The following is a 24,198-nucleotide window of genomic DNA, read 5'->3' on the forward strand; positions in this document are numbered from 1 at the left end:
TCAGCTCTCGTCGCGCTCGGGCTTTCGAACCGCACCTCGGTCGGTACCTTCGTCGAGCTCCTGATCGGGCGTCGGATCCTCCTTCTCGAAGGTGTCCGGCAGCCTCTTGATCTGCTTGTTCATCGACCAGATCAGCAGCGCAGTGCCCAGGAGCAACGCCACGATGATGACCAGACCGATGGGAGAGGATTTCCCGAACTCCGGGCCCGGGGCACCTTGGGCCAACAGTGAGACGATCACTCGGACTTCTCCGATTCGATGCCGGCGAACAGATCTGTCTCCGGGATCGACGTCTTCACCCGCGTGCGAGCGAGCTCGTATTCCTCGGTCGGCCACAGCTTCTGCTGCACCTCGACCGGGACCGCGAAGAACGCGCCGTTGGGGTCGATCTGCGTCGCATGCGCGCGCAACGCATCGTCGCGCTGCCCGAAGTACTCACCGACCGTGACCTGGGTGGTGATGCGTTCCATGATCTCGTCACGATCGCTGCTCCAGCGCGCGAGCCAGTCGACGAACGGACTTTCCTCACCCCGATCGACGAACCAGTCGTTGAACAGCTGCATCCGTTTACGCAGGAAGCCGTGCGAGTAGTACAGCTTGAGCGGCGTCCACGGCTCACCTGCGTCCGGGAACTTCTCCGGATCCCCCGCCGCCTCGAACGCGGCAACCGACACCTCGTGGCAACGGATGTGATCGGGGTGCGGATAACCGCCCTTTTCGTCGTATGTGGTGATCACATGCGGCTTGAAATCCCTGATCACCTTCACGAGCGACTCGGTCGACTCCTCCAGCGGCACGAGGGCGAAACAGCCCTCGGGTAGCGGTGGCAGCGGGTCGCCCTCGGGAAGACCGGAGTCCATGTAGCCGAGCCACGTGTGCCCGACGCCGAGGATGCGCGCTGCCTCCGCCATCTCCTCGCGACGCACCTCCTGGATGCGTTCGTGAACCCCCGGGATGTCCATCGCCGGATTGAGGATGTCTCCTCGTTCACCGCCGGTGAGGCTCACCACGAGCACATCGTTTCCCTCGGCCGCGTATCGAGCCGTCGTGGCAGCGCCCTTGCTCGACTCGTCGTCGGGATGGGCGTGCACAGCCATGAGCCGTAGTCCGCTCACGATCTTCCTCACCTCAGCTTCGCCTGATTCTTCCCCTCCCCCTATAGTTCCACTTGGCACCGACACAGCGCGCACCGGCTGCCGTAGACCACGAAGGTTCCGCTCACGACGAAAGTTCGTATGACTGCCACGCTCCCCGAGGGCCGCTATCCGGCGTCGGCGTCGCGCCGCCCTGTCAGCCGACGCATCCAGACGCTTCTGTTGGCGCTCGTGCTTGTCGTCGGACTGGGTATTGCATTCGTCGGATATCAACGCTTCGCGGTCGCCGATGTCGAGGCCACGGCCCTGACATTCGATCTGGTCGACGACAGCACATTGTCCATCACCTTCAGCGTCACGCGCCCGGATTCGGAGCGCGACGTGGTGTGCATCGTGCGGGCCCGCTCTCGTGACGGGTCGGAAACCGGCAGACGCGAGCTTCTCGTACCGGGCTCGTCGGCCCGAGAAATCTCGGTGACGTCCATCGTGCGGACCTCCCAACCACCCGCTGTGGGTGATGTCTACGGATGCAGCACGAACGTTCCCGAATATTTACGGGCCAGCTGACTGCTCGCTGCCCCGTGGTAAGATAGGCCGGTACACGGTTCCGAACTGGAGCCGTGTATTGCTGCATTGACGGCCGGAGTGACGGTTGACGGTGCCGAGAATGCACCCTCGCTGCGGCGGCTCAGGAAGCGGGCCGATCCCAGGTTCCGGAGCGAAATGGAACTTGCGAAATGACCGTGAGCGAGAGTCGGGCCCGCGATATGACCGGGTTCGGGTGTTCCCGCATATTCGTGCGTTCGTCAGCAACAGACCGGGAGCCCACCGCGGCTTCGACTACAAGGGAGTGATCGAGATGACCGAGACCCAGGTGACCTGGCTAACCCAGGAATCCCACGACAGGCTCAAGAGCGAACTCGACCAACTCATTTCCAATCGCCCGGTCATCGCCGCCGAAATCAACGAGCGACGCGAAGAGGGCGATCTGAAAGAGAACGGCGGCTACCACGCTGCACGCGAGGAGCAGGGCCAGCAGGAAGCGCGCATCCGACAGCTTCAGGAACTGCTCAACTCGGCGAAGGTCGGCGAAGCCCCGACTCAGTCCGGTGTGGCGCTGCCCGGATCCGTCGTGAAGGTGTACTACGACGGTGACGAGTCCGATACCGAGACCTTCCTCATCGCGACTCGCGAAGAAGGTGCGCGTGACGGCAAGCTCGAGGTCTACTCCCCCAGCTCGCCTCTCGGCGGCGCGCTCATCGACGCGAAGGTCGGCGACACCCGCGAGTACTCGCTGCCCAACGGCAAGACGATGAAAGTCACGCTGATCAGTGCTGAGCCGTACCACACGTAAACTTTCGTGTTCGCAGAAAGAGCCCCCGGCCGCTTGCGGCCGGGGGTTCTTTTCTTACGTCCTCAGGCGGTGAGGGTTTTCTCGTACTTGCGCACCGACAGCGGCACGAAGATGACGAGGAACAGTACGACCCAGATCAATGTGTAGAGGATGGGATTCTGCAGCGGCCACGCATCCGGCGCCGGTGCCAGCGGGTTCGTGTTGCCGAAGAGTTCACGCACCGCCTGCACCGTCGAGGAGATCGGATTCCACTCGGCGATCACCTTGAGCACGGTCGGGAAGTTGTCGATCGGCACGAACGTGTTGGCGATGAACGTCAGCGGGAAGATGACGATGAACGATGCATTGTTGAACAGCTCGGGCGAGCGAACCAGCAATCCCATGTACGCCATGACCCACGAGATCGAGTACGCGAACAGCAGCAGCAACACGTATCCGGCGAGCGCTTCGAAGAACGACGAGGTGATTCGCCATCCCACGATGAGTCCGGTGATCGACATGATGGTGATGGTGACGATGTTGTTGCCGACATCGGCTGCGGTTCTACCGATCACGACGGCCGAGCGTGCCATCGGCAGCGATCGGAATCGATCCATCACGCCCTTCTGCAGGTCTTCGGCGAGCGAGGACCCGGTGATGGTGGCCCCGAAGATCATGGTCTGGACGAAGATTCCGCCCATCAGGAAGCTCTTGTAGTCCACTCCGGGAATGTCGATGGCACTACCGAACACGTACGCGAACAGCAGCACGAACATGATCGGCGACAGCGTGGCGAAGAACAGCAGATCGGGAACGCGCTTGAGCTTGATCAGGTTTCGCTTGGTGATGATCAGGGAATCGCGAGCAACGCTCATTTCTCTTCCTCCGCTACTACGTCGTCCTCGGCGGTATGACCGGTGAGGGTGAGAAACACATCGTCGAGATTGGGTCGCCGCAGGCCGACGTCGACAACCGATATATTCGCCTGCTTGAAACCGAGCAGCGCGGTGGTGAGGTCCTCGGCACCGCCGCCGACGGGCATACTGATTCGGCGTGTCTGTGCGTCGTAGGTGGGTACGTCCAGCCCGACGGGCGTCAGGATCTCGAGCGCCCGGTGATGGTCTGCGGGGTCCGTCAGCACGAACTCCACCCGCTCACCACCCACCTGGGACTTGAGCTGGTCGGCCGTGCCCTCGGCGATGATCGACCCCTTGTCGAGGACGATGATCTTATCCGCCAGGCGATCGGCCTCCTCCAGGTACTGCGTCGTCAGAAGTATGGTCGTTCCGTCCTTCACCAGGTCGCCGATGAAGTCCCACATACCCATTCGGCTTCGCGGATCCAGCCCGGTGGTGGGTTCGTCGAGAAAGACGACCTTCGGTCGACCGATGAGGCTGGCGGCGATATCGAGCCGGCGACGCATACCTCCCGAGTACTGCTTCGCCGTCCGGTCGCGCGCGTATTCGAGATCGAAGCGAGCCAGCAACTCGTCGGCGCGTTGTCGAGCTTCGGACTTCTTCAGGCCGAAGAGCCTGCCGACCATCTCCAGGTTCTCGTACCCCGTCAGATATTCGTCGACGGCCGCGAACTGTCCGGTCAGCCCGATCATCTTTCGGACATCGTTGGGCTTGTCCCCCACATCGACGCCGTGGACCTTCGCCGTCCCCGATGTGGCCTTGAGCAGCGTTGCGAGAATGCGCACCGCAGTAGTCTTTCCTGCGCCGTTGGGCCCGAGTACGCCGAGCACCGTGCCCTCCGGCACCTGAAAACTGACGCCGTTCAGAGCGATGTTCTTGCCGTACTCGAGTACCAGATTCTCGACTTCGATGGCGTTCGCCATACTGTGCTCCCCATTTCCGTTCGGTGCTGTGCGTAGAAGCAGACTCGAAACCCGTCGAAGATTAACCGGTCGGACGCCTGCCCTGCCATCCGCACCGAAACGGCGACGCGCGCGTCAGGGCGCGATGGAGACGACATATCCGCTGGCAGCGAGGGCTGCGAGCACGTCCTGGCGGTGCACCGGCCCGCGGGTTTCGACGGTCAACATCACATCGACTTCCTCGAGTCCCAACTGTCCCCCGGTGCGGGAATGGACGACGTCGACGACGCTGGCGCCGTGTTGCTTCACCACTCCCAGCAGGTCGAGCAGACCACCCGGTCGATCCGAAATCGTCGCACGCACTGCCAGATAGCGGCCCGCTGCGCGGAGGCCATGGGTGATGACGTGCGTCAGGAGCAACGGGTCGATGTTTCCGCCGGACAGAACTGCGCAGACCGGGCCTTCGAGTCGAAGGTCGTCGCGGGTCATCAGTGCCGCCACGGCGGCAGCACCGGCCGGTTCGACGATCAGTTTCGCGCGTTCGATGCACAGCAGCAATGCGCGCGACAACGCATCCTCGCTGACCGTAACCACATCGTCGACCCAGTCCGTCACATGCGCGAACGGCACGGTCCCCGGAAGGCCTACCGCGATACCGTCGGCCATCGTCGACATCGCCTCGGCGGCGATCGGGTGACCTGCGGTGAGAGAGGCAGGCCAGGCGGCTGCCCCCTCGGCCTGGACGCCGATGATCCGCACTCCGGGCTTGCGCAGGTGCGCGGCCGCGGCGACGCCCGCGAGCAGTCCTCCGCCCCCGGTCGGAACCACGATCGTGCCGACCTCCGGCATCTGCTCGAGCACCTCCGCGCCCAGAGTTGCTTGCCCAGCGACGATGTCGATGTGATCGAACGGGTGAATGAGGGTGGCGCCGGTGCGGTCGGCGAAATCGCGTGCGCTCTTCAATGCCTCGTCGACGGTTGTCCCGACGAGTGTCACATCCGCGCCGTAGGCCTTGGTGGCCACCAACTTCGGCAACGACACACCCGTCGGCATGAACACCGTCGCCGATATACCCAGCTGTGTGGCGGCCCAGGCGACGCCCTGTGCGTGATTTCCCGCACTTGCGGCGACCACCCCTCCCGCACGTTCCGCTGCGGACAGTCGAGCGATCCGAAAGTATGCACCGCGTGGCTTGAACGAACCGGTGCGCTGCAGGTTCTCGCACTTGAGTCGAACCTCGTGACCGGTGAGATCGGACAGAATGCGTGAGGCGACGACCGGGGTCCGGCGCATCATGGGCCTCAGCAGCGTCTCGGCATCGGTGATGTCCGCGGCGCTCAGGCGGGCATCATTCACGCGGCAAACCGATCTTGGCGCGCATCTTCATGACCGCACCGGCCTTGCCCCCACCGACGACAGCCGTAAGAATTCCGTCACGAACGTAGTATGCCAGGAACTTCCGGCCGTCATCCTCGACGATTTCGACACAATCTTCGCTCGACGGCGTGCCCAGCGCCTGGATCTTGACGTCATACTGGTCACTCCAGAAGTACGGCACCCGAGGACGTGACGGACCGGGCTCGGAACCGAGCATCGCGGGAACCATGACCCGCACCTGATCCGCTACATTGCTCCAGTGCTCGACGCGGGTGCTGTGGGCGCCGTCGTTCCACGCCGCAACGTCGCCGACCGCCCAGATATGTTCATCGCTCGTGCGTCCCACGGAGTCGGCCAGGACGCCGTCGCCGAGCTCGACACCCGAGCCCTCGAGCCAGTCGGTGACAGGTGTCGACCCGACGCCGACCACGACGACATCGGCCTCGAGCTCCGCACCATCGGTGGTGACCACGTGGGTGACTCGGTCCGTGCCGCGCAACGACTCGATGCCGACCCCGGTGCGCAGCTCGACCCCTTCCTCGCTGTGCAGCCTGGCGATCAGCGCACCCACCTCGGGCCCGAGTACCGACGCCAGCGGAGTTGCCTGCGGTTCGACCAGGACGACGTCGACACCGAGATGCCGCAAGCCGGCCGCGAGCTCGCAGCCGATGAAGCCGGCACCGATCACCACCGCCTTGGACGCAGAGGCGGCATCGCGTCGCAGCGCTTCGGCGTCGTCGCGGGACCGAAGTACGTGCACGCCCGCAAGATCGGGTAGCGACGCCAACTTCCTCGGCCGCAGTCCGGTCGCGACGACGAGATGGTCGTAGTCGAGCGCGGTGCCGTCGGCGAGTTTCAGCCGCCGCGCAGCGGGATCGACCGAGGCGACAGGCGATCCGAGCCGCAGATCGATCTTGTGCTCGGTGAAATAGTCCTCGGTTTCGAAGGTCGTGTCGTCTCGTTCACCGCGGATGACTTCCTTCGACAGTGGCGGCCTGTCGTACGGGAGGTGATTCTCGTCGCCGACGAGCACCACCTCCCCGTCGTACCCGAGCTTGCGCACCTCCTGCGCCGTCCGTAGTCCTGCCAGTCCCGCTCCCGCGATCACGATCGTCATGTGAAGATCTCTACCAGAAAAGAACACGTTGCAGTCGACTTGTCTGGCACGTTCACGCGTCTACGATCGACAGCATGACCACGGACCACCGGATGCGCGAAGCCCACTCCTTCGGGGATGCTCGCCGACGGACCCGGTGAGCGCCCCTGCCGCATTCCCGGACGACGCGATTCCCCCGGCCGAGGAACGCGGAACGCTCGTCGTCAAGGAACAGGCCGTTGCACGCGTGGCCACTACCGCTGCACTGACGGTTCCGGGGGTCATCCGCCAGGTCGGTGGCCTGCCGCGCCTCACCGGGAAAGAACTCCCGCGCGCGGATGTATCGGTCGGCGACCATTCCGTCTCGGTCAACCTGTACGTCACGGTCGCGTGGCCGTGTGTCATCCCCGCGGTCGCGGAGTCGATCCACGACGCCGTCGGGCGGGCCTTGACCGACACGATCGGGCTGCCGCTACACCGTCTCAACGTCGTTATCGCGCATGTCGTCAGCGCCCCTGAGAAGCCAGGCACCGCCGAACAGGCCGTCACGTATTCGGCGGTCCATCCGGTCGTCGAGCCGCGCCCGCCGACAGCAAGCCCGGCAGCGGTTCCGCTGGCTATCGTTCTCGCGCTGGCTCTGCTCGCTCTCACAGTGGTGGCAGGACGGGAATTCCTCATCGTGCACGAGGGGGTCACCGGGTTGCCATGGATCGGAACTGCGCTCGAGCGAATCGCCGAAGTGCAGTGGTCGTGGTGGCTTTTCGTTGCGTGCGCAGCTGCGGCGGCAGCCGGGCTCGCGCTGGTCGTGCTCGGACTGAAGCCGAGGACGAAGACTCACAGCGGCGCGACAGCTACAGCCTCCTCGGTCCCGATCGTGTGGTTGCGGCCGACGGACGTGGCGCGAGTGTGCAGCGATCATGCCGGAGTGATCGCCGGCGTCGAATCCGTGCGGACCACCGTTACGCGCAAGAGGGTCGAGATCGACGTGCGCCGGCTGGTCGACGGTAACGTCGGCGACGAAGCCCTCGCGGAGGATGTGAGAACCGCAGTCGCGCCCACCCTCGCCGTACTCGCCCACACCAGAGACGTAGTGGTCCGCGTCAGATGGTCTCGATCGTGAAGCGCGCAACCTCACTGATCGACCGCATCCTTGTCACGGTCCTCGGTCTTACGCTGCTCGCAGCCGGAGCCTTCGGCCTCTTGTGGTACTTCGACGTTCCGTTCGCCGTGGACACATGGTCGCGCTTCGACCGGGAGAAATTCGCCGCGCTACCGACGCAATCCTGGTGGACTGCAGCGCTGGCGGCCACGGTCGTGGTCAGCGCACTCGTCGCGATCGGGCTCCTCATCGGTAACCTGTCGCCGCGGCGCACCGGGACCCTTGTCATCGCCGATGGCGAATCGCTTGGTATCCGAGTCGAACTCGACCCGCTGGCGCGCGTGGTGGCCGCCGAGATCGCGCAGTTCCCCGGCGTCGACTCCGCTCGCGGTCGGGCCATCGACGATCGAGGAACCGCAACCCTCGCCGTCGCCGTCCACGCTTCCCGCCACCTGGACGTCCAGGCCTTCACGAACTTCGCGCATGCTCGGGCCGCCTTCGTCGCCGACGCGGTCGAGGGGCGAGCCGTCGCACTGCGGGTCCAACTGCACGTCTGACCCGCAGCAGGTCAGAGTCGCGGATCCACTGGTTCGGACTCCATCGCCAGCACCGCGAACACCGCCTGGTGCACACGCCAGAGTGGCTCCTTGTCGACCCATCGCTGCAACGCTTCGATACCGAGTGCGTACTCGCGCAATGCCATCGACTGCTTGTGTGCAAGTGTCCGCTCCCGCAGCGAAGCGAGCTGCCCCGGTTCGGTGTAATCCGGGCCGTAGATCAGTCGGAGATAGTCGCGCCCCCGGACCTTGATGCCCGGCTGCACTTTTCCGGTAGGTCCGTTCGCCGCCGGTTTGACGACCATGCCCTCGCCTCCGGCCGCAGTGAGTTCCTCCCACCACCGTGCGCCCGCGAGAACCGACGCCTCCGAGTCGAGGTCGACGGTGATCCGCTCGGTCCCGGTGAACAGGGTGGGATCGGCATCGGCGAGCCTGTCCGCGAGGCCGAGGTGCCATTCGTGTGGCCGGTCGACGAGCAGTTCGTCCGCCGTGGCCAACACCTGGAAGGGTGCCAACGAAACACCTTCCAATCCGGCAGTGGGCCAGAGATAACCGCGGTACGCCGCAGCGAACCTCTCGATGTTCACCGACCGCCGGGCCTGCCGGTCGACTCGATCTCCCACCGGCAGACCGCGCGCCGCTGCTCTCGCGAGCAAAGCGCCCTCGGCCGCCAGATCTGCCCGCGCGGCGGCACCGACCGCAGCGTACTGATTGCGAACCAGCCCTTCGGCCTTGACGGACCACGGCATCAGCTCACAGTCGACGATCACCGATGAGGAGTCGAGCTCGTTCCACAGACCGGCACGCTCGAAGGACTTCTCGGCTGCGGTGACGAGTTCCCGGGTGAGATCCTCGTCGAACACACGCCGCCCCGTCCGCGTGTACGCGATCCCGCCGGACCCGCGGTGAAGTACGAGCACGACCCGCGATCCCATGTGCTTTTCCTCGCAGATCACCGTTCCCACACCGAGTTTTCGATAGGCGTCGAACGCCTCGGTCGGGTACTCGAGGTACCCGTCGCGGGTGGAGGACGAACATGGGGCCATCGTCGGCGGAAGGTACGCGAGCCAGTGCGGAGCGACGGCATAGCGACTCATCACTTCGAGTGCGCCGGCCGCGTTCTCGGCCCGAATGCTCACACGTCCACGCAGTGCCGTCTCGACTCCGGTCGGTCCGATGACATCGGTCAGATCGAGTGAATCGGTCTCGCGCACGAATTCGCCGAGCGGCTTTGCCGGCGCGTACCACTGCCGCTCCGCCGGTACGGATACGATCTCCCGCTCCGGGTACCGCAGGGCCGTCAGCTTCCCGCCGAACACGCACCCGGTGTCGAGGCACATGGTGTTGTTCACCCACTCCGGCTCGGGGATCGGCGTGTGCCCGTAGAGCACCATCGCCTGCCCCCGGTAGTCCTGCGCCCACGGGTAGCGAACGGGAAGTCCGAACTCGTCGGTCTCGCCTGTCGTGTCACCGTAGAGCGCAAAACTGCGAACCCGCCCGGACGCCCGATTGTGGTACTTCTCGACGAGCCCGGCGTGCGCGACGACGAGACGGCCGTCGTCGAGTACCAGGTGGGCGACGAGACCGTCGCAGAACTCCAGCACCTCGCGCCGAAACTCTTCGCTCTCGTGCTCGAGCTGGGCGAGGGTTTCGGCGAGGCCATGCGAGGCGTTGACCTTGCGGCCCCGCAACGCCTGAACCAGCTTGTGCTCGTGATTGCCCGGCACCGCGAGAGCCTCGCCCGCGGCCACCATGCCCATGACGAGCCGCAGCACTGCGGCGGAGTCCGGTCCCCTGTCCACGAGGTCACCGAGGAACAGTGCGGTGCGCCCCTCGGGCGGGACAGCACCGACGGCGCGGCCCTGCTCGTCTCGTCGAATGGTGTAGCCGAGTGTGGTGAGCAGGGTCTGCAGTTCGCCGAAGCAGCCGTGAATGTCACCGATGACATCGAAGGGACCCCGCGCCTCGCGGCGGTCGCTGCGCAACGGCGTGCGGACGAACTGCGCCGCCTCGATCGCCTCGACACCATCGAGCACATGCACCGTTCGGAAGCCTTCTTTGGTCAACCCGCGCATCGACCTCGTCAGTTGCTGGTGCTGACGTCGCAATACATCGCGGCCGAACGTCCTGTCCACGCGAGTTGCGTTGCGCTCGGCACAGATCGGCTCCGGCACATCGAGAACGATCGCCACTGGGAGGACGTCGTGCTCGCGCGCGAGTCGAACCAACGCCTTTCGCGAGGCAGGTTGCACATTGGTGGCGTCGACCACGGTCAGCAACCCCGCTGCCAACCGCTTGGCGACGATGAACTCCACCAGTTCGAAGGCGTCCTTCGTCGCGCTCTGCAAGTTGGGATCGTTGCTGACCACGCCGCGACAGACATCGCTCGATACGGTCTCGAACGGATCGAACTGTGTTGCGGCGAAGGAGGACTTGCCCGATCCACTGATCCCGACCAGCACGACCAGCGACAGGTCGGGAATGTCGTACGGCGTCATGCTTTCTCCTCTCGGGTGAACACTGCCATCTGAGTGGGGGAACCGAGCGCCTCGTCCATCGGCCCGATGCTCTCGTACCGCACTGCGTATCCGTCGCGCTCGGCAACGTTCGTCGCCCAGTCACAGAACTGCGCACGGGTGAACTCGAATCGGTGATCCGGGTGCCGAAACTGGCCATCCGCAACACCGTCGTACAGTGCGTTGTATTCCGAGTTGGGCGTGGTCAGCAGCACGTGCATCGGTCTCGCTTCCCGGAACACCGACCGCTCGAGTGCCGGAAGGCGGTCCATTTCGACATGCTCGATCACTTCCATGAGCACCATCGCGTCGAAACCCTTCAAGCGAGCATCCCGGTACGTCGCGGAGGATTGAAAGAGCTGAACACGTGCGCGCTGACGGTCGGGAAGATCGTCGAGTCCCAGCCGTCGCTCCGCCGAAGCCAGGGCCCGCGCCGAAACGTCGACACCGACAATCGCCTCGAACTGGTTTTCGGCGAACATCTCTCGCAGCAGTCGCCCTTCTCCGCAGCCGAGGTCGACGACGGACTTCGCTCCCAAGCTCGTCAACTCGGCGATGACCGCTGTGGCCCTGCGCTCTGCCAGGTTCGGGTCCCGCCGGCTCGGATGCTGTGGCTGCGAATCGGGGACGAGGCGATCGACGACCGATGCGACCAGGTCACGTCGATACTTGAGGTAGCGCTCGGTGATGAGCTCCATCCTCGGGTGTCCGGCCAGCCACTCGCCCGCCGCGCGCACCAGTTTGTCGGCCTCGTCTGCGCCGACCCAGTAGTGCTTGACGTCATCGAGAACCGGCAGCAGCACGTACAGGTGCTTCAGTGCCGAAGAAACGGTGAAGGAGCCGGTGAGAGTGAGATCGACGTACACGGAATCGCCCCAGCTGGGGATCTTCTCGTCGAACGGCAACGGACGTGCTTCGACGTTCCACCCCAGCGGTCCGAACAGTTCCTCGGCCAGTTCACTGCCACCACGGCACGGCATCGCCGGCACGGTGATCGTGAGATCGAGTGCACGCTCTGCAAGTTCGGGGCGCGCTTTGCAGGTTCCGGCGATGGCCTGCTTGAACAGTCGAGACAGCGCGACCGCCAGCAGCGATGCGCCCGCGTAGGGCCTGTCGTTGACGTACCTACCCAGCGCAAACTCGCTCGATGAATATCGCGGCTGCGTCCGTCCGAGCTCGACTGGATCTATGTCGAGAATTATTGCGGCACAGGTCGATCGGGAGTCCGCTTCGGGGTAGAACACCGTCGCCGAACCGACGGAGAGCCCGAAGGTCTGCACCTTGTCGGGATGTTTGTGCAGCAGAAATCCGAGATCCGTCGCATCCGGGAAATCGGTTGTCGCATCAGCGGCCAGAGTCATGAGCACCGCTGCGACGTTACTTCACCTCACTCACTTTGCGCTGTGGCTTTTCTCGCCCCATGCCCTCTCGGACACAGCACAGCGGCGCCCACCCGAAGGTGAGCGCCGCTGTGTGGAGCTGGGTGAAGCTAGATCACTTGATGATCGCCGTAGGCGGAGCCTGCGGAGACTACTTGATGATCGCCGTAGGCGGAGCCTGCGGAGACTACTTGATGATCTTGGTGACGCGACCGGCGCCGACGGTACGACCGCCCTCGCGGATAGCGAAACGCAGGCCCTCGTCCATGGCGACCGGCTGGATCAGCGTGACGGACATCTCGGTGTTGTCACCGGGCATGACCATCTCGGTGCCCTCGGGGAGGGTCACGACGCCCGTAACGTCCGTGGTACGGAAGTAGAACTGCGGGCGGTAGTTGTTGAAGAACGGCGTGTGACGGCCGCCTTCGTCCTTGGACAGGATGTAAGCGTTGCCCTCGAACTCCGTGTGGGGAGTCGTGGTGCCCGGCTTGATGATGACCTGTCCACGCTCGACATCTTCACGCTTGATGCCACGCACGAGAAGACCGACGTTGTCGCCTGCCTGGCCCGAGTCGAGCAGCTTGCGGAACATCTCGATGCCGGTGACCGTGGTCTTGGTCGAGCCGGGGCGGATGCCGACGATCTCGACCTCTTCGTTGACGTTGACCGAGCCACGCTCGATACGTCCGGTGACGACCGTGCCACGACCGGTGATGGTGAAAACGTCCTCGACGGGCATGAGGAACGGCTTCTCCGTCTCACGGACCGGGTCCGGGATGGAGTCGTCGACGGCCTGCATGAGCTCTGCAACGGTCTCGGCCCACTTGGGGTCGCCCTCGAGCGCCTTGAGTGCGGACACCTTGATGACCGGTGCGTCCTCGTCGAAGTCCTGCGCAGCGAGAAGCTCGCGGACCTCCATCTCGACGAGTTCGATGATCTCATCGTCGTCGACCATGTCAGCCTTGTTGAGTGCAACGAGGATGTACGGCACGCCGACCTGCTTGGCGAGCAGCACGTGCTCACGCGTCTGCGGCATCGGGCCGTCCGTAGCTGCCACGACCAGGATTGCGCCGTCCATCTGAGCCGCGCCGGTGATCATGTTCTTGATGTAGTCGGCGTGACCGGGGGCATCGACGTGCGCGTAGTGGCGCTTCTCGGTCTGGTACTCGACGTGGGAGATGTTGATCGTGATACCACGAGCCTTCTCCTCCGGAGCCTTGTCGATCTGATCGAAGGCCGAGGCCTCATTCAGGTCCGGGAACTTGTCGTGCAGAACCTTGGTGATTGCTGCCGTCAGCGTCGTCTTACCGTGGTCAACGTGACCGATGGTTCCGATGTTGACGTGCGGCTTCGTCCGATCGAACTTCGCCTTCGCCACTGTGTGTCCTCCTGGACTGTTTGGTGCTTGCGTGAAATGCAGCAGTGCGGTTGTCTTACAGCTCTTGTGAACTGCATGGTCGTACGGTGTTACAGATCCAGCGTGTCCAGCTCGAGGAGAATTATTCTCCGGTCGCCTTCGCGATGATTTCCTTCGCGACGTTCGCGGGAACCTCGGCGTAGGAATCGAACACCATGGAGTAGTTAGCGCGGCCCTGAGTCTTCGACCGAAGGTCTCCGATGTAGCCGAACATCTCCGACAGCGGAACCAGTGCCTTGACGATACGGGCACCGCTGCGTTCCTCCATGGCCTGAATCTGACCACGGCGGGAGTTCAGGTCGCCGATGACCTCACCCATGTAATCCTCGGGCGTGATGACCTCGACGGCCATGACGGGTTCGAGAATGACAGGGCCGGCCTTGCGGGCGGCTTCCTTGAACGCTTGTGAGCCGGCGACCTTGAAGGCCATTTCCGACGAGTCGACATCGTGGTAGGCACCGTCGAGCAGTGTCACCTTGACGTTGACCAGAGGGTATCCGGCGAGGACACCGTACTGCATGGCGTCCTGAGCTCCGGCGTCCACCGAGGGGATGTACTCCCTGGGGACACGACCACCGGTGACCTTGTTCTCGAACTCGTAGGTAGCACCATCCTCGCCCTCGAAAGGCTCGAGCTTGATGATGACCTTCGCGAACTGGCCGGAGCCACCGGTCTGCTTCTTGTGGGTGTAGTCGTGCTTGTCGACCGTCTTGCGGATGGTCTCGCGGTACGCGACCTGCGGCTTGCCGACGTTGGCCTCGACCTTGAACTCGCGACGCATGCGGTCCACGAGGATGTCGAGGTGCAACTCGCCCATTCCGCCGATGACGGTCTGGCCGGTGTCCTCGTCCAGCTTCACCGAGAAGGTGGGATCCTCTTCGGCGAGCTTCTGGATAGCTGTTCCCAGCTTCTCCTGGTCGGACTTGGTCTTCGGCTCGATCGACACCTGGATGACCGGGTCCGGGAAGCTCATGGACTCGAGGATGATCTGGTTCTGCGGATCGCAGAGCGTGTCACCCGTCGTGGTGTCCTTGAGACCGATGACGGCGTAGATGTGACCGGCAGACGCGGTCGCGATCGCGTTCTCCTTGTTGGAGTGCATCTGGAAGAGCTTGCCCAGACGCTCCTTCTTGCCCTTGGTCGAGTTGATGACCTGAGCACCGGAGTCGACCTTGCCCGAGTACACGCGCACGTAGGTCAGCTTGCCGAAGAAGGGGTGCGTCGCAATCTTGAACGCGAGAGCCGCGAACGGCTCGTCTGCGGACGGCTTGCGAGTGAGTTCCTTCTCCTCGTCGCCGACGGCGTGTCCGATGGTCTCGGCAACGTCGAGCGGGGACGGAAGGTAGTCGATGACTGCGTCGAGCATGGGCTGAACGCCCTTGTTCTTGAACGCGGAGCCACAGAGAATCGGGTACAGCTCGCTGTTGACGGTCATCTTGCGGATGGCTGCCTTGATCTCTTCGATCGTGAGCTCTTCGCCGCCGAAGTGCTTCTCCAGAAGCGCCTCGTCGGACTCGGCCACGGTCTCGAGCAGCATGGTGCGGTACTCGTCTGCACGCTCTTTGAGGTCTTCCGGGATCTCCTGGATCTCGTACTTCTCACCGAGCTTGGTCTCGCCGCTCCACACGAGCGCCTTCATCTGCACGAGGTCGATAACGCCCTCGAACTCGTTCTCAGCGCCGATCGGCAGCTGGATGACCAGCGGCTTGGCACCGAGACGATCGATGATGGTCTGCACGGTGTAGTAGAAGTCCGCGCCGAGCTTGTCCATCTTGTTCACGAAACAGATGCGCGGCACGTCGTACTTGTCGGCCTGACGCCACACCTGCTCGGACTGCGGCTCGACACCCTCTTTGCCGTCGAACACGGCAACTGCGCCGTCGAGCACGCGGAGTGAACGCTCGACCTCGACCGTGAAGTCGACGTGACCGGGCGTGTCGATGATGTTGATCTGGTTGTCGTTCCAGAAGCACGTCGTGGCAGCAGAGGTGATCGTGATGCCACGCTCCTGCTCCTGCTCCATCCAGTCCATGGTGGCTGCGCCATCGTGAACTTCACCGATCTTGTACGAGATACCGGTGTAGAAGAGGATGCGTTCGGTAGTGGTGGTTTTACCAGCATCGATGTGAGCCATGATGCCGATGTTGCGGACCTTGTTGAGGTCGGTCAGCACGTCCTGTGCCACGAGTTAACCCGCCTTGGTGTTGGAAGAGGTATTACCTGAGCTGGCCAACGCTTCGGCGGCACCGGATGTTTCTTCGATGCCGCCGAAGCGAGGAGATCACCAGCGGTAGTGCGCGAACGCCTTGTTGGCTTCAGCCATCTTGTGCGTGTCCTCGCGACGCTTCACAGCGGCACCGAGGCCGTTGCTCGCGTCGAGCAACTCGTTGGCCAGACGCTCGACCATGGTCTTCTCGCGACGTGCACGCGAGAAGGTGACCAGCCAGCGCAGTGCCAGCGTGGTGGAGCGGCCGGGGCGAACCTCGACGGGCACCTGGTAGGTGGCGCCACCGACACGACGGCTGCGAACCTCGAGGGCCGGCTTGACGTTGTCGAGTGCACGCTTGAGCGTGACGACGGGGTCGGTGCCGGTCTTCTCGCGTGCCTGCTCGAGAGCCTGGTAGACGATGCGCTCGGCGGTGGACTTCTTGCCGTCCATGAGGATCTTGTTGACGAGCTGCGTGACCAACGGCGATCCGTAGACCGGGTCGTTGATCAGCGGCCGCTTGGGTGCTGGGCCCTTGCGTGGCATATCAGCTCTTCTCCTTCTTGGCGCCGTAGCGGCTGCGTGCCTGCTTGCGGTTCTTGACACCCTGGGTGTCGAGCGAGCCGCGAATGATCTTGTAGCGCACACCCGGGAGGTCCTTCACACGACCACCGCGAACGAGCACCATGGAGTGCTCCTGCAGGTTGTGGCCTTCACCGGGGATGTAGGCGGTGACCTCCACTGCACTGGTCAAGCGCACACGCGCGACCTTACGCAGAGCGGAGTTCGGCTTCTTCGGAGTGGTGGTGTACACGCGAGTGCACACACCACGGCGCTGGGGACTGCCCTTGAGGGCAGCGGTCTTGAGCTTCGCAACCTTGTCGGTGCGACCCTTGCGGACCAGCTGGTTGATAGTTGGCATGAACCGGCTTTCTTCGTGTCGCGAGTCTCTACTTACAGAGACTCAGGGATCTAGCAGTTGGAGCAAGAGAACACTGCTCCTCACCCGGTACTGCTGCTGCTCCAGTACTTCTACCGCGGGTCTCTTGCACCCCGAGGTCGGGTGTGTCGCATACCCCCACACGGCAGCCGTTGCGCTTGCTCTGAATCGGAACATGAGCACGGCTGTACCTCGCATAGGCACACAGACGGTCCGGCCAGGCCGGACACGACCCATAACGATACCCGGCGGCGCGGCCTCGGGTCAAAACGCCCCCTGTTGTGTTAGAAGGCGGCTACCGACTCACGTCGATCGTCAAGTCCATCAACGCAAGTGCGGCCTCGCACGGATCAGGCGTCGGAGACCCGGGCTCGTACTGCACCCACCATCCTACGATTCCCGAATCCGGCGATCCGGCGGTGACACCACAGGATGCGGGATCGGCGGGCGGCTGCGTCCGCAAGGCTCTTCGCCCTTGCACGGTGATATCGGAGACCGTGTACTCGAGCCCCTCGTTGGCCTCACGTTCGACCTCGAGCGAACCGTTCTCGAACCAGTTGAACGTGACCTTGACGATGCCGTCTCCACCGGCGACGTCCCATCTGCAGATGGCGCCGAAGAAGCCGCGAGCGATGGCGTCGCCGCCCACTGTCTCGGCGATCGTGTCGTCGACGACGGCGTCGCATTCGGTGAGCAGGTCGGTGAACTCCGAGTCGATCGAACCGTCGAACGATTCGGCTCGAGGCGTGCCCTCGACGGTGGTGCTGCAGCCGGCCAGCAGCACTACTGCCCCTGCCAACGCCGCTGCCACCCAGGCCCGCCTCACCGCGCACGCTCGACGGTCAGTTCGGCCAGTTGCATCGCGACGTCGCAGGGATCTGCCATCGGGGTCAGATCCCCGTAGGTGACCGACCAGTGGATGAAATCGTCCCCGTATTGCACGCCGATCTCGCACAGGTAGTCCTCGGTCGCCGCGGCGAAGCCCGCCTGCCCGTCGATCTCGATGTCCTGAGCCGGACGGCCGATCAGTTCGGATCCCGATCGTTCGCGGTCGATGGGACTGCCGCGGTACCAGGAGAAACTGACCGACGGACCCGTGAAGCCCGCGGTCTCCCATTCGCAGCCGACCGAGTTGCGGGTGATGGAGGTGAACGCCTGCACAGCGAAGGCGTCGAGCACCTCCTGATCACCCACCGATCCGCACTGGCCGAAGAAGGCACCCGATCCGCCGGAGCCGCTCACATCCTCCGCCGGCGTGGCGTCGCCATCACTGGATCCGCAGGCCGACAGCGTCACCGCGAGAGCAACGCCCACAAGCACTTTCACTCGCATCATTCGACCCTAATGGAGGCGTCGTCCCTGTACGTACACCTCAGTGATCGAGGGCTCCCGCATGGCCATCAGCAACCGGAAGAGTGTCTGGTCGCGGGCGAGTTCGGGGTCCTCGGACTGCACGCCGTGCTCGAGCAGACCCGCTAGCGGTGGCCACTCCGCAGGGTCGACGACAACGAAATCGGCTTCTTTGCCCACGTCGAAGTTGCCGATGCGATCCTCCATGTCGAGTGCACGCGCCCCGGCGAGAGTGCCGGTGAACAACAGCTCGGCCGGGTGCAGCGATACAGCGTCCTCCCCCGCCTCGGACATGTGGACCTTGAAGGCGTCGCCGAGCACTCTCGTCAGCAGAAACTCGTCCCCACCGCCGTAATCGGAACCGATGGCGATGTTCACCCCGGCAGCGACCGTCCGCTTCCACGGCATGGTGCCGGAACCGAGAAATTGCTGCGAGGTCGGACAATGCGAAATCGACGTCCCGGTCTCGGCCATCCGGGCGAGTTCGGTGTCCTGACAGTGCACGGCGTGTGCCAGGATGCTGCGCCTACCGAGCAGACTCTTCCCGCCGACGGCCGAGCCGGGCATGAACTTGCCGTCGTAGGTGTCGAGATACGTGTCGACCTGATAGGCATCCTTGGTGGTGGCGACCTCGCCGGACCCGGGTCGATCGTTCTCGTTGAGATGACTGTGGAAGTACACCCCGCGATCGCGCACCGAGTCGTAGAGCTCGCCGAGATTTTTCAACGTTTCTCTTGTCACCGACAGGGAGAACCGAGGTACGACGGCCACGTGCAACAGCGCGGTGCCGACGTCTCCGGTGTCGGCTGCGTGCCATTTCTCGATCTCCTCCGACACCAGGCGAAGAGCATCGCCCTCGCTGGTCACGAGCGCCTGAGCTGAGTCCGGGCCGGTGGTCTGCACTCCGCGGCCACTGACCACCCGCAGACCTCGACGCCACGTCTCCGCGAACAGCGCGTCCTGGGCGTGCGGAAATGCCGAGCCGAACACCATCGCCTGCGTCGTGCCGGCGGCGATGCGTCGATCACAGAAGGCGACGGCGGCTGTAGCTGCGAAGCTCGGGTCGGCGAGCAGCGTTTCGGAGGGGAAAATGCACGCATCGAGCCACTCGAGCAGTTGGCCACCGCCGTAGGCGTCACCGGCGAAGGTCTGCGGGAAGTGCACGTGGGTGTCGACGAAGCCGGGCAGCAGAAAGCCGGGCCGGTGATCGAAAACCTCGAAGCCCCCGACCTCCCAATCCCCGGCCTCGACATCGTCGAATGGGCCGCAGTACGTGATGCGGTCACCGTCGATGACGAGTGCGCCGTCCGGGATGGACACCAACGCCTCGGCCGCACCGGTCACCGTCGGAGATCCCCCGATGTGGAAGATATGGCCCCGGTGTATCTGCCTCGTGTGTATCTGCCTCACGGTCAGAGCGAACCACGACGCACATATTCTCGCTCAGCGAGCGGTCTCAACCGCCTGCGGCGACTACTTCGGTCCGAACCCTCAGACTGGTTTCGAGGACACCGGCCCACGCGCGCACGATCTCGGTGCGCCTGCGTGAATCGTCACTGAGAACGTCGGCGAGACCGAGACCGCGAGCCAGGTCCAGCGTGGCCTGCACCAGGCGGTGGGTCTGTGGGTCCCTGTCGTCGACGCCGAGTTGTTCGACTGCCATGCGGTGCGCGACGCGCCCGAACTTCTCCTCGAGCGGGAGCACTCGGGCGCGCATCTCTGGATCGGCGGCCGCGGCGGTCCACACTTGCAGCGCCGCCTTGAAGATAGGCCCCGTGTAGTACTCGACCAACCGTTCGACGACGGCCTCGGTCCGCGCGGGCCCGTGCGGCAGATCGGAGGACTCGCGTCGGGCGTCTTCCATCCGGGTGTCGAACATGTAGTCCAGGGCGGCGGTGATCAGGTCCTCGCGCGTCGGGAAGTGATGCTGCGTCGCGCCGCGAGAGACCCCGGCGCGTTCGGCGACCACACCGACCGTCGTGGCCGACCACCCCTGGTCGGCCAACGAATCGATGGTCGCCTCGAGCAGTCGAGCTCGCGTGGCCCTACTGCGATCCTGCTTGGGTTCACGCGCCGTCACCATCTTCGCTACTTCTCCCCTGAACTCCCAGCCACCCAACTGGGCGGTCTTTTCTGCAGAAAGGACATCATCCCCTCTCGCGCCTCCGCCGATGCAAACAGGCTCGCAGAACGGTCCGACAGCTCGGCGCCGCGCGCGTCGAAGTGGTCGAGAATTGCGGCGGTGGTCAGTCGTTTCGACTCGGCAAGTCCCTGCGGCGAGGCCTGGCGAAGAGCATTGAGCAGATCCTCGACGGCGGAGTCCGGGTCGGCCGAGGCCAGGGTGATCAACCCCATGGTCTCGGCCTCGTGGGCACCGAACTTCTCACCCGTGACGAAGTATCGACTTGCCGCTCGCGAGGTCATCCGAGGAAGCAACGTCAGCGAGACGATCGACGGCGCCAAACCCAACCTGGCCTCGGTCAACGCGAAGGTCGAACCCTGCCCGGCGACGACGATGTCGCAGGCCCCGACCAGGCCCATTCCTCCCGCCCGCACGTGGCCGTCGATCTTTCCGACGACTGGTTTCGGGGTCTCGAGGATCGAACGCAGCAGCCCGAGCATCTGCGCCGTTCGACCTTCGACGGTGCCGCCTGCCTCGCTGAGGTCGGCTCCTGCGCAGAATGTGCCGCCGGTGTGGGTGAGCACGATCGCACGCACGTCCGGGTTCTCGGCCGCGGCAGACAATCCAGCGGTGAGTTCTTCGACGAGCTGCGTCGAGAGTGCGTTCCTGTTGTGCGGGGTGTCGAGGGTGAGGGTGGCGACTCCGTCGGCGATGCCCACCTCGACCGCCATCAGTACGACCTCGGCAGGCCCAGCGAATGCTGGGCGACGAAGTTGAGGATCATCTCTCGGCTGACCGGTGCGACACGCGCGATCCGCGCCGCCCCGAGCATCGCAGCCAGGCCATACTCCTCGGTCAGTCCCGCGCCGCCGTGGGTCTGAATGGCCTGATCGAGGGCTTTGATGCTGGCCTCGGCGGCCGCGTACTTGGCCATGTTGGCGGCCTCGGCGGCACCGAAATCGTCGCCGTTGTCGTAGAGCACCGCTGCCTTCTGCATCATCACCTTGGCGAGTTCGAGCTCGATCTTCACCTGCGCGAGGGGATGCGCGATGCCCTGGTGCGCACCGATCGGGGTCTTCCACACCGTGCGCTCGTTGGCGTACTTCACTGCCGCGTCGAGGGCGTACCTGCCCATGCCGACTGCCATTGCCGCGCCGAGGATGCGCTCGGGATTCAGTCCGGCGAACAGCTGCATCAGCGCCGCGTCGGGCTCACCGACCAACGCCTCCGCCGGGAGTCGAACATCGTCGAGGAACAGCGTGAACTGATGGTCCGGCTCGATGATGTCCATCTGCATCTGTGTCTTCTGGAAGCCCTCGGCGTCGGTGGGCACGATGAACAACGCGGGCTTGAGCTTGCCCGTCTTGCTGTCCTCCATACGCGCCACGATGAGGACGGCATCGGCCTGGTCCACGCCGGAGATGTAGATCTTGCTGCCCCGCAACAGCCAGGAGTCCCCGTCTCTGCGGGCCGTGGTGGTGATCTGGTGCGAGTTGGAACCGGCGTCGGGTTCGGTGATGCCGAAGGCCATGATCTTCGAGCCGTCAGCGAGCGCGGTGAGCCACGTCTGCTTCTGATCCTCGGTGCCGTACTTGCCGATGATGGTGCCGCAGATGGCCGGACTGACCACCACCAGCAGCAGGCCTGCGCCGTGGGCGGCGAGCTCTTCCTGCACGAGCGCCAACTCGTAGATCCCGGCCCCGCCGCCGCCGTATTCCTCGGGGAGGTTGACACCGAGGAAGCCGAGCTTGCCTGCCTCGTTCCACAGTTCGGTCAGCGGTTCCCCGCGCCGCGCGTTGGGCAGGACGTAGTCGATGTAGTTGTACCGCTTGCCGAGCGCGGAGACGGCAGCGCGCAGCCCCTTCTGCTCCTCGGTTTCGATGAAGCTCATGCGTTTTCTCCTTCTGATTCCGCGGACGCTGTCACTACTGCCAGGACTTGGCCGACCTCGACCTGTTGTCCCGCTGCCACGTTGAGCTCGGCCACTATCCCGTCGGCGGGTGCTGTGACGGTGTGTTCCATCTTCATGGCCTCGAGCCAGAGGATGGGCTGGCCGGCGGTGACGGCGTCGCCCTGGGCAGCTGCCACTCGCACGACACTGCCGGGCATCGGCGCGAGCAGTGAGCCGAGTGCTACTTCCTCGGTGGGGTCGACGAATCGCGGAGCCCTGGTCAGCCTCACGGGGCCGAGTGCCGAGTCGACGAAGACATCGCGACCGTACTGCGCGACTTTGAATGTTCGACGAATCTTGTTGTCGTCGAGCGTCACCTGTGTCGGCGTGTTCTCCACTAGCGAGACACCGTCGAGATCGGTCTTCAGTCCGTAGCGGCCGAGGGTGTATTCGACGGTGATGTCGCTGTAGGTCTTTCGTTGGGGTTGCGATGGGAGGTTGCGCCACCCGCTGGGCAGTCCCTTGTTGACTCGGGCGTTGCGACGGTTGGTCGCCGCGTCGGCCAGTGCCGCCGCGAGTGCCGACAGTTCGAGAGCTCGGCCCGACGCGATGGGCTGCGCCAACACGTCGAGGCCGTGGGTGTCGAAGAACGCGGTGTCGGTGTCGCCGGAGAGGAAAGCCGGATGCTTCAGGATGTTGACGAGCAAGTCGCGGTTGGTGAGAAGGCCGTGAATTGTCGCTTTCTGCAAGGACTTCGCGAGCAGGTTCGCAGCCTGGTCGCGGGTCGGGGCGAACGAAATGACCTTGGCCAGCATCGGGTCGTAGTGGACACCGACAACACTGCCGGATTCCACCCCTGAGTCCACCCTGATGCCAGTTCGGTCCAGCACGGTGAACTGCTGACCGGGAATCTCGAACCGGTGCAACGCGCCGCTCTGCGGCCGCCAGCCCTGCGAGGGGTCCTCCGCGTAGAGGCGCACCTCGATCGAGTGTCCGCGAGTGGAGGGCTGATCGGCGGGGAGGGCTTCCCCCGCGGCGACCGAGATCTGCAGCGCAACCAAGTCCAGACCCGTCGTGCACTCGGTGACAGGATGTTCCACCTGCAAGCGGGTGTTCATCTCGAGGAAGAAGAAGTTGCCCCTCTCGTCGGCGAGGAACTCGACCGTGCCGGCGCCCTCGTAGCCGATGGCCTCGGTAGCGAGCCTGGCTGCCTCGAACAGGCGCTCGCGCATACCGTCGATCCGTTCGACGAGCGGTGACGGCGCCTCCTCTACGACCTTCTGGTGCCGACGTTGGATGGAGCACTCGCGCTCTCCCACCGTCCACACCGTTCCATGGCGATCAGCCATCACCTGGACCTCGATGTGGCGGCCGGTTTCGATGTAGCGCTCACAGAAGACCGTCGAATCTCCGAAGGCCGACAGCGATTCGCGTTGCGCTGCTTCGATTTCGGACTCCAGGACGGCCAGGTCTCGCACGATGCGCATACCGCGGCCACCGCCACCGGCGGAGGCCTTGATCAGGACTGGAAGTTCTTCCTCGGTGATCGAGGCGGGGTCGAGCTGGGTGAGCACGGGAACGCCTGCGTCGGCCATCATCTTCTTGGACTCGACCTTCGAGCCCATCAACTCGATTGCCTTGGTGGGGGGTCCGATCCACGTCAGGCCCGCGTCCTGTACCCGACGCGCAAACTCGGCGTTCTCGGAGAGAAATCCGTAACCGGGGTGGATGGCGTCGGCCCCCGCTGCGGTGGCGGCGGCGATGACGAGCTCACCCTGCAGGTATGTCTCCGAGGAGGAGTTGCCGGGCAAGTGGACTGCGGCGTCGGCGTCGCGGACATGGGGGGAGCTGGCGTCGGCGTCGGAGAAGACAGCGACGGTATCGATTCCCACGCTGCGGCAGGTGGCGAAGACGCGGCGGGCGATTTCGCCGCGGTTGGCGACCAATACAGACTGGACAGGAGCGGAGCCTGCGGAGTGACCCAATTGGGCATTCACGTGCG

23 protein-coding genes are annotated in these 24,198 nt (G+C 64.3%); 4 read left to right on the forward strand and 19 right to left on the reverse strand.

Features of this window, described 5'->3' with window-relative positions:
- Both KVY23_RS12930 and mca read right to left on the reverse strand, forming a co-directional pair.
- Positions 1–240, reverse strand: coding sequence for a hypothetical protein (locus KVY23_RS12930; RefSeq protein ID WP_230556728.1), 240 nt, complete (start codon positions 238–240; stop codon positions 1–3).
- Complete coding sequence (gene mca, locus KVY23_RS12935) at positions 237–1,115, reverse strand: mycothiol conjugate amidase Mca (RefSeq protein ID WP_230556730.1); 879 nt, start codon at positions 1,113–1,115, stop codon at positions 237–239. Before mca ends, KVY23_RS12930 begins: the two co-directional genes overlap by 4 nt.
- A 120-nt stretch (positions 1,116–1,235) precedes the next feature.
- Here mca and KVY23_RS12940 point away from each other — a divergent pair, with 120 nt between their 5' ends.
- Positions 1,236–1,661, forward strand: a complete 426-nt coding sequence (locus tag KVY23_RS12940; RefSeq protein ID WP_075839230.1) for a DUF4307 domain-containing protein — start codon at positions 1,236–1,238, stop codon at positions 1,659–1,661.
- A 292-nt stretch (positions 1,662–1,953) separates the two neighbouring features.
- Positions 1,954–2,448, forward strand: coding sequence for a transcription elongation factor GreA (gene greA, locus KVY23_RS12945; RefSeq protein WP_075839269.1), 495 nt, complete (start codon positions 1,954–1,956; stop codon positions 2,446–2,448).
- Positions 2,449–2,510: 62 nt separating this feature from the next.
- On the opposite strand, the gene KVY23_RS12950 is transcribed toward greA, so the two are convergent.
- The 4 genes from KVY23_RS12950 to KVY23_RS12965 form a co-directional block, all read right to left on the reverse strand.
- On the reverse strand, positions 2,511–3,302 hold the full coding sequence (locus tag KVY23_RS12950; RefSeq protein ID WP_075839231.1) for an ABC transporter permease: 792 nt from the start codon (positions 3,300–3,302) through the stop codon (positions 2,511–2,513).
- Positions 3,299–4,267 carry an ATP-binding cassette domain-containing protein gene (locus KVY23_RS12955; RefSeq protein WP_230556738.1) on the reverse strand — a complete coding sequence of 323 codons (969 nt, stop codon included), beginning with the start codon at positions 4,265–4,267 and terminating at the stop codon, positions 3,299–3,301. Before KVY23_RS12955 ends, KVY23_RS12950 begins: the two co-directional genes overlap by 4 nt.
- A 114-nt stretch (positions 4,268–4,381) precedes the next feature.
- Positions 4,382–5,542 (reverse strand): threonine ammonia-lyase, encoded by a 1,161-nt coding sequence (gene ilvA / locus KVY23_RS12960; RefSeq protein ID WP_230556807.1) that lies wholly within the window; start codon positions 5,540–5,542, stop codon positions 4,382–4,384.
- A gap of 52 nt (positions 5,543–5,594) precedes the next feature.
- Positions 5,595–6,740, reverse strand: a complete 1,146-nt coding sequence (locus KVY23_RS12965; protein ID WP_230556740.1) for an NAD(P)/FAD-dependent oxidoreductase — start codon at positions 6,738–6,740, stop codon at positions 5,595–5,597.
- A gap of 136 nt (positions 6,741–6,876) precedes the next feature.
- Between KVY23_RS12965 and KVY23_RS12970 the strand changes: the two genes are divergently transcribed.
- Positions 6,877–7,839, forward strand: coding sequence for a DUF6286 domain-containing Asp23/Gls24 family envelope stress response protein (locus KVY23_RS12970; RefSeq protein ID WP_230556742.1), 963 nt, complete (start codon positions 6,877–6,879; stop codon positions 7,837–7,839).
- Entirely contained in the window at positions 7,836–8,375 is a 540-nt protein-coding gene (locus tag KVY23_RS12975; RefSeq protein WP_230556744.1) for an alkaline shock response membrane anchor protein AmaP, read from the forward strand. The genes KVY23_RS12970 and KVY23_RS12975 overlap by 4 nt, the downstream gene beginning before the upstream one ends.
- 11 nt (positions 8,376–8,386) lie before the next feature.
- On the opposite strand, the gene KVY23_RS12980 is transcribed toward KVY23_RS12975, so the two are convergent.
- The 13 genes from KVY23_RS12980 to KVY23_RS13040 all read right to left on the reverse strand — a co-directional run bounded on the left by KVY23_RS12980 (position 8,387) and on the right by KVY23_RS13040 (position 24,193).
- Positions 8,387–10,873 carry a polynucleotide kinase-phosphatase gene (locus tag KVY23_RS12980; RefSeq protein WP_230556746.1) on the reverse strand — a complete coding sequence of 829 codons (2,487 nt, stop codon included), beginning with the start codon at positions 10,871–10,873 and terminating at the stop codon, positions 8,387–8,389.
- Complete coding sequence (locus KVY23_RS12985) at positions 10,870–12,252, reverse strand: 3' terminal RNA ribose 2'-O-methyltransferase Hen1 (protein WP_230556809.1); 1,383 nt, start codon at positions 12,250–12,252, stop codon at positions 10,870–10,872. Before KVY23_RS12985 ends, KVY23_RS12980 begins: the two co-directional genes overlap by 4 nt.
- A 205-nt stretch (positions 12,253–12,457) precedes the next feature.
- Positions 12,458–13,648, reverse strand: a complete 1,191-nt coding sequence (tuf, locus tag KVY23_RS12990) for an elongation factor Tu (RefSeq protein ID WP_230556748.1) — start codon at positions 13,646–13,648, stop codon at positions 12,458–12,460.
- 121 nt (positions 13,649–13,769) lie between these two features.
- Positions 13,770–15,872, reverse strand: coding sequence for an elongation factor G (fusA, locus tag KVY23_RS12995; protein ID WP_230556755.1), 2,103 nt, complete (start codon positions 15,870–15,872; stop codon positions 13,770–13,772).
- A gap of 96 nt (positions 15,873–15,968) precedes the next feature.
- Positions 15,969–16,439: a 30S ribosomal protein S7 gene (gene rpsG, locus KVY23_RS13000; RefSeq protein WP_072690599.1), complete on the reverse strand. Its 471-nt coding sequence runs from the start codon at positions 16,437–16,439 to the stop codon at positions 15,969–15,971.
- A 1-nt stretch (position 16,440) separates the two neighbouring features.
- Entirely contained in the window at positions 16,441–16,815 is a 375-nt protein-coding gene (gene rpsL / locus KVY23_RS13005; RefSeq protein ID WP_075839236.1) for a 30S ribosomal protein S12, read from the reverse strand.
- Between the two features lie 313 nt (positions 16,816–17,128).
- Positions 17,129–17,644, reverse strand: a complete 516-nt coding sequence (locus KVY23_RS13010) for a DUF3558 domain-containing protein (protein WP_374108724.1) — start codon at positions 17,642–17,644, stop codon at positions 17,129–17,131.
- An 11-nt stretch (positions 17,645–17,655) separates the two neighbouring features.
- Positions 17,656–18,168 (reverse strand): DUF3558 domain-containing protein, encoded by a 513-nt coding sequence (locus tag KVY23_RS13015; protein WP_230556757.1) that lies wholly within the window; start codon positions 18,166–18,168, stop codon positions 17,656–17,658.
- Between the two features lie 6 nt (positions 18,169–18,174).
- Entirely contained in the window at positions 18,175–19,527 is a 1,353-nt protein-coding gene (locus KVY23_RS13020; protein WP_230556762.1) for an amidohydrolase family protein, read from the reverse strand.
- A 112-nt stretch (positions 19,528–19,639) separates the two neighbouring features.
- On the reverse strand, positions 19,640–20,266 hold the full coding sequence (locus tag KVY23_RS13025; protein ID WP_230556764.1) for a TetR/AcrR family transcriptional regulator: 627 nt from the start codon (positions 20,264–20,266) through the stop codon (positions 19,640–19,642).
- 5 nt (positions 20,267–20,271) lie between these two features.
- The gene (locus tag KVY23_RS13030) at positions 20,272–21,036 is read right to left on the reverse strand and encodes an enoyl-CoA hydratase family protein (RefSeq protein ID WP_230556766.1); all 765 of its coding nucleotides are present in this window, start codon (positions 21,034–21,036) and stop codon (positions 20,272–20,274) included.
- Positions 21,036–22,196, reverse strand: coding sequence for an acyl-CoA dehydrogenase family protein (locus tag KVY23_RS13035; protein WP_230556767.1), 1,161 nt, complete (start codon positions 22,194–22,196; stop codon positions 21,036–21,038). The genes KVY23_RS13030 and KVY23_RS13035 overlap by 1 nt, the downstream gene beginning before the upstream one ends.
- Entirely contained in the window at positions 22,193–24,193 is a 2,001-nt protein-coding gene (locus KVY23_RS13040) for a biotin carboxylase N-terminal domain-containing protein (RefSeq protein WP_230556774.1), read from the reverse strand. The genes KVY23_RS13035 and KVY23_RS13040 overlap by 4 nt, the downstream gene beginning before the upstream one ends.
- Between the last annotated feature and the right edge of the window lie 5 nt (positions 24,194–24,198).

The sequence above is a fragment of the Rhodococcus sp. I2R genome (assembly GCF_020889545.1).
In the GTDB taxonomy this organism is placed as follows: domain Bacteria; phylum Actinomycetota; class Actinomycetes; order Mycobacteriales; family Mycobacteriaceae; genus Rhodococcoides.